Genomic DNA, 8,638 nt, shown 5'->3' with positions numbered 1-8,638 from the left:
CAGAGCATTCGCCTGTAACATCCGCCAATGTCGGTTTTACCGGTTTTTGCGTGTCTTTAACGATCACTTTCTGAGCTGCTGTCTCAATATTTCCGTTTCCGTCATTGAAAGTCCAATTTACCGTATAGGTTCCTTGGGCATTATACATTAACGGATCTGATGTTGTTCCTGTAACTGTTCCGGCGCAGCTGTCCGTTGTTGTCGGAGCTGTTACTGATGCAGAGCATTCGCCTGTAACATCCGCCAATGTCGGTTTTACCGGTTTTTGCGTGTCCTTAACGATTACTTTTTGGGCTGCTGTCTCAATATTTCCGTTTCCGTCATTGAAAGTCCAATTGACCGTATAGGTTCCTTGGGCATTATAAGTCAACGGATCTGATGTTGTTCCTGTAACTGTTCCGGCGCAGCTGTCTGTTGTTGTCGGAGCTGTTACTGATGCAAAGCATTCGCCTGTAACATCCGCCAATGTCGGTTTTACCGGTTTTTGCGTGTCTTTAACGATTACTTTTTGAGCCGCTGTCTCAATATTTCCGTTTCCGTCATTGAAAGTCCAATTTACCGTATAGGTTCCTTGGGCATTATAGGTTAACGGATCTGATGTTGTTCCTGTAACTGTTCCCGCGCAGCTGTCCGTTGTTGTCGGAGCTGTTACTGTTGCAGAGCATTCGCCTGTAACATCCGCCAATGTTGGTTTTACTGGCTTTTGCGTGTCTTTAACGATTACTTTTTGAGCCGCTGTTTCTGTGTTTCCGTTTCCATCATTGAAAATCCAATTGATTGTATAAGTCCCTTGGACATTATATGCCAACGGATCGGATGTTGTTCCTGTAACTGTTCCCGCGCAATTGTCTGTTGTTGTCGGAGCTGTTACTGATGCGGAGCATTCGCCTGTAACATCCGCCAATGTCGGTTTTATTGGCTTTTGCGTGTCTTTAACGATTACTTTCTGGGCTGCTGTCTCAATATTTCCGTTTCCGTCATTGAAAGTCCAATTGATCGTATAGGTTCCTTGGGCATTATAAGTCAACGGATCGGATGTTGTTCCTGTAACCGTTCCAGCGCAGCTGTCCGTAGTTGTCGGAGCTGTCACTGTCGTTGAGCACTCTGCTGTAATGTCCGTCAATGTAGGTTTTACAGGTTTTTGACTATCCTTAATAGTTACTTTCTGGGTAGCCGTTTCTGTGTTTCCGTTTCCGTCATCAAAAGTCCAGTGAATCGTATAAGATCCTTGAGTGCTATAAGTCAACGGATCTGATGTCGTTCCTGTAATTGTTCCAGCGCAGTTGTCTGTTGTTGTTGGAGGTGTTACCGTTGCCGAGCATTCGCCTGTAACATCCGCTAATGTCGGTTTTACTGGTTTTTGGGTATCACTAACTTTTACTGTTGAAGCAGCTGAAGTCTGTTCGCAACCTGTTGATGTGTTTGTAATTTTAACTTTATACGCCCCATCTTGAGTAACTGTCAAAGTGCCATTTGTCTGATTAGATATTACTACATTGTCTTTATACCAAATATAAGTTGCAGGGCTTGCGTTTGAATTTGCTGTTAATGTTGTTGTCAAACATGCTGTCAAATTTCCACTTATCGTTGCTGTTGGCAAAGGATTCACTGTAACCGATACCGCAGTTCTTGCGCTCTCGCATCCGTTTGCAGTCTGGCTCACATAATACGTTCCTGTTACAAGCGTTTCAGTTCCTGCATATAAAGTTCCTCCTGTATTGGCGCTGTACCATTTTAAATTGCTTCCTGTAGCCGCTAGATCGCTCACTTTTTTATTTTCCGAAGAGCAGAAAGTCTGTGCCGAAGCTATCGGTGCTGACAGTGTCTGGTTTACCGTAACCGATACCGAGGCTCTTGCGCTCTCGCACCCGTTTGAGGTCTGGCTCACATAATATGTTCCTGTCGCAAGCGTTTCGGTTCCTGCATATAAAGTTCCGCCTGTAATGGCATTATACCATTTTAGATTGCTTCCTGTAGCCGCTAGATCGCTCACTTTTTTATTCTCTGACGAGCAGAACGTTTGAGCCGAAGCTGTTGGTGCTGATGGAACTGGATTTACTGTTATACTAACTGGAGTTGAAAATGCACTAGGACATCCAGAAGCATTTGTTACCTGAACGCTATAATTTCCTGATGTTGATACTGTAATAGATTGTGTTGTTGCTCCTGTTGACCACAAATAACTGCTTCCTCCTGTAGAGGTTAAAGTTACATTACCTCCTTGGCAGAATGTTGTTGTCCCATCTGCTGAAATAGAAGGTGCTGCAGGTGTAGGATTTACAGTAACTGATACTAAAAGTCTTGTGCTTTCACAGCCATTAAGCGTTTGGCTTACGTAATAATTTCCTGAAGTTAAAATTTCATTTCCAAAATATTGTGTTCCTCCTGTACTAGAATTATACCATTTTAAATTACTTCCTGAAGTAACTTTTAAATCATTTACTGTTTTATTTTCTCCTGAACAGAAATTTTGAGCTTCGGCTGTAGGAGCTGCTGGGGTTTGATTTACAGTTACGCTTACTGCTGTTCTTAAACTTTCACATCCATTTGCTGTCTGGCTCACGTAATAAGTTCCTGTTGTAAGTATTTCATTTCCTGTATATAAAGTACCACCTGTACTAGCATTATACCATTTATACGCTGCTCCTGAGGGAGATAAATCACTTACTTTTTTTAATTCGCCAGAACAGAATGTCTGAGCAGAAACTGTAGGAGCTGCTGTGTTATTTATTGTTACAGACACTGCTGTTCTTGCACTCTCTCCACAGCTATTAGTTTGGCTTACATAATAATTTCTTGTTGTTAAAACATCGGTCGTTGCTAGTGGACTACCACCTGTTGAAGCAATATACCACTTAAGATTACTTCCAGAAGTAACTGTTAAATCATTTATTGTTTTGTTATCTGTCGCGCAAAAAGTCTGAGATGATGCTGTTGGCGCAGAGGGAACGCTATTTATTGTTACTGCAACTAATGTTCTAGCACTTTCTGGACAACTACCAGCTGTTTGACTTACATAATAATTTCCCGTAACTAATGTTTGCGTTGCTGCATATTGTGTTCCACCAGTTAATTGATTGTACCATTTTAAGTTAGATCCTGTTGCAATTAAATCTTTTACCTGCTTATTATCTGCTGCGCAAAATGATTGTGATGAAGCAACTGGAGCTGAAGATGCACTAATTGTTACTTTTACTTGAGTTCTTGTACTTTCACATCCGTTTGCAGAGGTTTGACTTGCATAATAATTTCCAGCAGTCAATGTTGCATTTGTCGGATATTGCGTTCCATTAGTTGGGGCATTGTACCATTTTAAATTTGTTCCTGTCGCAACTAAATCACTTACTTTCTTATTTTCAGAAGCGCAAAACGATTGATCAGAGGCTGTTGGTGCAGCTGGTGTAAATGAAACAGAAACCGCAGAAGAACTATCACTCATACAATTTGAACTATTGATTACTTTAACCGAATAAGTCCCGTCTGTACTAACAGTAATATCACGTGTGTTTTCACCTGTTGACCATAAATATCCAGTAACGTTAGTTCCAGTTGCTCTTAAAGTAATACTACCTCCTCCAAAACAAGTAATTGAACCATTATTTATATTAGCATTAGTAGTTCTTGAAGTAATGCTAGGCGCACTAGGTTGTGTATTTACTGTAACGACAACTGGTTTTACAAATGTACATCCATCAGCAGAAACTGCTTTTATGTAGTATGTTCCTGAAGAAGCAACCGCATTCGGTGAAGATAAAGCTGTTGTCGCACTTTGATTTGTCCAATAAGTAAGTGTCAAATTTGAAGAACTCCCTGCTGTCACAGAAGAAGCTGTTAAATTTACAGTTGAAGGCGCACAAACTGAAGCTGGATTTGTTACAACAAGATTTGCAGATTTTGGATTTACCGCAGCACTCGCAGAATTGTTTGCAGTATTTGTATCTACTCCATTTGGCAATGATGCCGTGTTCGTATAATTTCCAGATGCATTTACTGTAGCAACAATTTTTAATGTCATTGAAGATTGAGCCTCTACATCTCCAATAGTCCAAATCCCTGTTGTTGAATCGTACACTCCAACTGATGGTGTTGCACTAACATAAGTATAACCAGAAGGAAGCAAATCTGTTACTGAGATTCCAGATACATTGTTTCCTCCCAAATTACTAACTTTAACTGTAAATTCTACATTAGATCCAATACAAGGTGTTGTATCATCAACTGTTTTAGTAATTCCTAAATCCGTACATAAAGTTACTGCAGCTGTTTTAGAAGGAGTTTGAGCTCCACATGCCAATGTGTAAGACACTGAATAATTACCTGTCTTTGTTGCGATGTAAGTCGAAGAATTAGCTCCGTTAATTGCTGTTCCATTATAATACCACTGATATGGATCAAAACCTGGTTGCGTTGTTAATCTTGCAGAATTGTTTGTACACCCACCTCCTTCAATATAAGTTAATGTAGGATCTTCTGGTAAAGATGCAAAGGTTGAGAAAAAACCAGCCATCGAAAAACCTCCTGCTTGCTGCACGATAGAAACGGTAAGTTTAGCTTTACTCTCAATAGAAAGAACCTCAGGCCTTCCAATTTGTTCGCTATTAAAATTTATTATATACCAACCTGTTGAACCTATCTGATAACGATTCCCAACACCAGCTATGCTGGTAGTTTTAACACCATTAATAGTAACATCTTCAGAAGCACTTCTTAATAAGATATATCCAAAATAATCCAAATTAGATGAATTATAGCTTTTAAATTTGGTGGTTTCTACAAACTCTGAACCTCCGCATTCTGATACAGGAGCAATACTAGAAATATCAACTTCACAATTTTGTGCTGTTCCCGAATAGACAGCAACTCGTTTATCCGCAGAAATTCGAGATGTTGTAAAATTTGTAACCGAAACTCCATTTACAAAAGTGAAAAAATCACCTGCTTTTGTTAAAGTAACTGTTTTTGTTAAACTAGGCACTAAAACTCCTGTAACTGTAAAACTTTGTACAGTTAAGGCTGTATTATCCTTTGTAGCCACAACAGTAGTTTGTTCTGCAGTATCGTTTCCTGTTCCTCTTTCAATAAAATATTCCGTCCCTAAAACCGATTCAGGCGGGATTTGATTAAAAGCACCATCTCCACAACCTCCAGGCATGTCTATCGCCGCTGACGTATTCATAACTGTCGGGATAGATGACTCTACTAATGTTCCAATCGAAGCTTTAAACAAATAACTCTGTCCTTGATTCAATGTAGTTACAACAGCATTATTAATTTTTATAGTAGTATTATTAGCTGTAGCCATAATACTATATATTGGTCTTTGCTCTCCAAAAGTGCTAAAGGATCCCAATGACCCATCTCTATAGTAACCTACTCTAAATCTTATCCCAAGTCCAGCATCTCCAAAACTTGTCAAAGCTGCATTTCCTTTAATATTGGCATCTCTATTTTCGTCATTACTATAATCATCCGAAGCAATATTTCTCAAATTTACTGCTGTCGGCCCAGTGCTCGTTACGATTAATCCTGCTCCGTTAAGAACAGTATTCAAAGCATTCATTGGAAGATTTCTTGCTAAAAGTGAAAACCTATAAACCGCTGGACTTCCCTTTTTAGCCTTCAAAGTTGTCACTATTGTGCCATCACTTTTGGCGACTGTAATATCAACATCTGTAAGCGAATTTGTAGAAATTACAATTTCATTTGCTTTACTAAAATATTGCCAAGGAGCTGGCGCGATGTAATGCTTAGTATAAAATTGAGCAAAAGCACTGTGTGTGGTTAATAATAAAAAAACAATAAGAAAAATTAGTCTAGAAAATCCAGACTTACAAAAAGTAGTGTTACGCATAGACAACTTGAGTTTGTGGAACAGAAATTTTGGATGCTAAAAAACGGATGATCGTTTTTGGCACATGGATGAGATACGTCAAAAAATAGAAAATGGATTTAAAAAAACTTAAAATAGTTTTTTTAAGACTAACACATAAAAAAGATATTATGTAGACCATTGTCATATAGTAAATTAAGGACTATAAAAGTCTCTTTAGTTTTAAATTAAGTAGATTTGGAAAGCGCGAAAATATATCGCGAAATGAAACCGGACCTCATTATTCCGACAAAGTGCACATAAACTCGTCGAACAACAGTTTTTAACAATTGTTCATCACTTGAAAATCAAATTTTTATAAATATTTGATAATGAAAGAGCTGTATTTTCTTAAATAATTAGAGAAATTTTACATTCTTACAGAATTTATTGACAAATAAGTAATTAAACGTAAGAAATTAAAATTATAAAGAAGGGCAATATTCAATTCAAATAACTGAATATCAAATAGATAAAATAACAAAACACTATTCTTTATTGCAGGAATTTAATGTTGCGTTTTAAACCGTCAAATTTGGTTCTTTTAATGGGAGAGTTTTTAAAAACTAATTTAAAAGTCTCTTCGGTAATCTCTAACCAGTCTTTTTTAGTAAAGGAGAGTAAATCTGGATTAGGATTAAACAAAGGTTCTGAATGAGGTTTAGAAAATCGATTCCATGGACAAACATCTTGGCACGTATCACAGCCAAACATCCATTCATCGAACTTTCCTTTCATATCTTCAGGAAGGTTTTCTTTTAATTCTATGGTGTAATACGATATGCATTTGCTTCCGTCAACAATATAAGGAGCAACAATTGCTTGTGTCGGACATGCATCTATACAAGCTGTACAAGACCCGCAATGATCTGTTACTGCATAATCGTATTCTAATTCTAAGTCAATAATAAGCTCGGCAATGAAGTAAAAAGAACCGACTTTTTGAGTAATCAAATTGCTGTTCTTTCCAATCCAGCCCAAACCGCTTTTTGCAGCCCAAGCTTTGTCTAAAACAGGCGCGGAATCTACAAAAGCACGTCCTGAAACTTCGCCAATATTTTCTTGGATCGAATGTAAGAACTCTTTCAGTTTGTCTTTAATTACAAAATGGTAATCTTGGCCGTAAGCATACTTGGAAATTTTGAAACTTTCGTCGTTTTGTTTGGAATCCGGATAATAATTAAGCAAAAGCGATACCACACTCTTACCGTCATCAACCAATAATGTTGGATCTAAACGCTTATCAAAATGGTTTTCCATGTAAGCCATCTGACCATTGCGATTATTCTTTAACCAATTTTCTAGTCGAGGAGCTTCCTGTTCTAAAAAACCAGCTTTTGATATACCGCAAGAAAGAAAACCGAGTCTTTTGGCTTCTTCTTTTATAAATTTCGAATATTTCTCTTTAGAATTGATCATTATCTTTGAGAAAAAACAACTTCAATACCAACAGGTTTTAAGGTAATTAACGGATTAAAATTAACCGTATTTCCAACTGAAACAATCTTATATCTTTTAACAATATAAGAAATCGCCAAACACATTTCATAAATAGCAAAACCAGTTCCAATACACATTCTTGGTCCAGCTCCAAAAGGGTAAAAATATTGCATAGATTGTTTTTTCTGTTCTCCTAAAAAACGATCCGGATCAAAATGGTCTGGATTCTTCCAATATTTTGGATTTCTATGCAACTCATAAAAAGAAACACCAATCAAAGTATCTTTTTTTATATTAAACTCTCCAAGAGAATCATCTTCAACATTTTGCCTATCTGTAATCCAAGCAGGAGGATACAAACGCATTGATTCATTTAGAACAGCATTTGTATAGGACATTTTTTGAAGCTGCTCCACAACATTATCAGTGTCAGCTTCAACATTAACAATTTCATCAAATATTCTTTGCTGTACATCGGTATGATTTCCTAATAAATGCAATGTAAAAGTTAGTGTATTAGCTGTTGTTTCATGTCCTGCAATAAAAAGAATCTTAATTTCATCTATCAATTGTTCAATTGACATTCCCTCGCCTGTATCTTCATAACGGGTTTCTAAAAGCATGTTCAATAAATCATTCACATAAGTTTTTGAAGCTGTTCTTTCTTCAATAATTCCTCTTATGATTTCGTTATTTTCCTCAGCCAATTGAAGATGTTTCTTTACTTGACCACTCGCAGAAAACCACCAAGCTTTATGTGGCAATCTAATTTCCTTAATTAGAAAATTCTGAACAGTTTCGATAATATATTTAATTCGATCTAACTTCTCTTCCGCTATCGAAAATTGAAATAATGATTTCGCCACAACATTAAAAGCCAACTCACTCATTAAAGGAAAAACGTCTATCTTTTCATTTTCGACAATTCCTTCCAACTCAGAAACAATTGTCGTTTTCATATTTTCAACCAGCTGATTCATTTTCTGTTTATGAAATGCCGGTTGAATAAGCCTTCTTTGTTTTAACCAATATTCGCCATCAACCGTTAGCAGTCCTTTACCTAAATATTTAGACAAATAAACAGACTGAAACTTAGATTTATGATAGTTCTTATGATTTTTCTGCAGTATATATTGCGCAACATCATTATCTCTAGATAAGATGATGTGCCTCGATTTTCCAATTTTTATAGAAAAAGAATCACCAAAACGCTCAAAATATTTTTGATGATAAGGAATGGGATTTCGACGAACTCCTTCGGCATCAACAAGAAATCTAAAAATCGAGAGCTTGGGCGGATAATTATACTTTTTACTTATAGGCATTTCT

2 protein-coding genes and 1 pseudogene are annotated in these 8,638 nt (G+C 37.0%); all 3 read right to left on the bottom strand.

Features of this window, described 5'->3' with window-relative positions:
- A pseudogene (locus tag J7574_RS05520) lies at positions 1 to 5,851 on the bottom strand (hypothetical protein); the annotation flags it as partial.
- Positions 5,852 to 6,364: 513 nt separating this feature from the next.
- Positions 6,365 to 7,288, bottom strand: coding sequence for a tRNA epoxyqueuosine(34) reductase QueG (queG, locus tag J7574_RS05515; RefSeq protein ID WP_290965387.1), 924 nt, complete (start codon positions 7,286 to 7,288; stop codon positions 6,365 to 6,367).
- Positions 7,288 to 8,634 carry a cytochrome P450 gene (locus J7574_RS05510; protein ID WP_290965385.1) on the bottom strand — a complete coding sequence of 449 codons (1,347 nt, stop codon included), beginning with the start codon at positions 8,632 to 8,634 and terminating at the stop codon, positions 7,288 to 7,290. Before J7574_RS05510 ends, queG begins: the two co-directional genes overlap by 1 nt.
- Positions 8,635 to 8,638: the final 4 nt, after the last annotated feature.

It is taken from the genome of Flavobacterium sp. (assembly GCF_017744675.1).
GTDB lineage: Bacteria > Bacteroidota > Bacteroidia > Flavobacteriales > Flavobacteriaceae > Flavobacterium.
This window is presented reverse-complemented; position numbering and strand designations above follow the sequence as displayed.

What these genes read in the sequence shown, in the direction of transcription:
- queG (WP_290965387.1), bottom strand. Translation starts at nt 7,288, where the DNA reads ATGATCAATTCTAAAGAGAAATATTCGAAATTTATAAAAGAAGAAGCC.
- J7574_RS05510 (WP_290965385.1), bottom strand. Translation starts at nt 8,634, where the DNA reads ATGCCTATAAGTAAAAAGTATAATTATCCGCCCAAGCTCTCGATTTTT.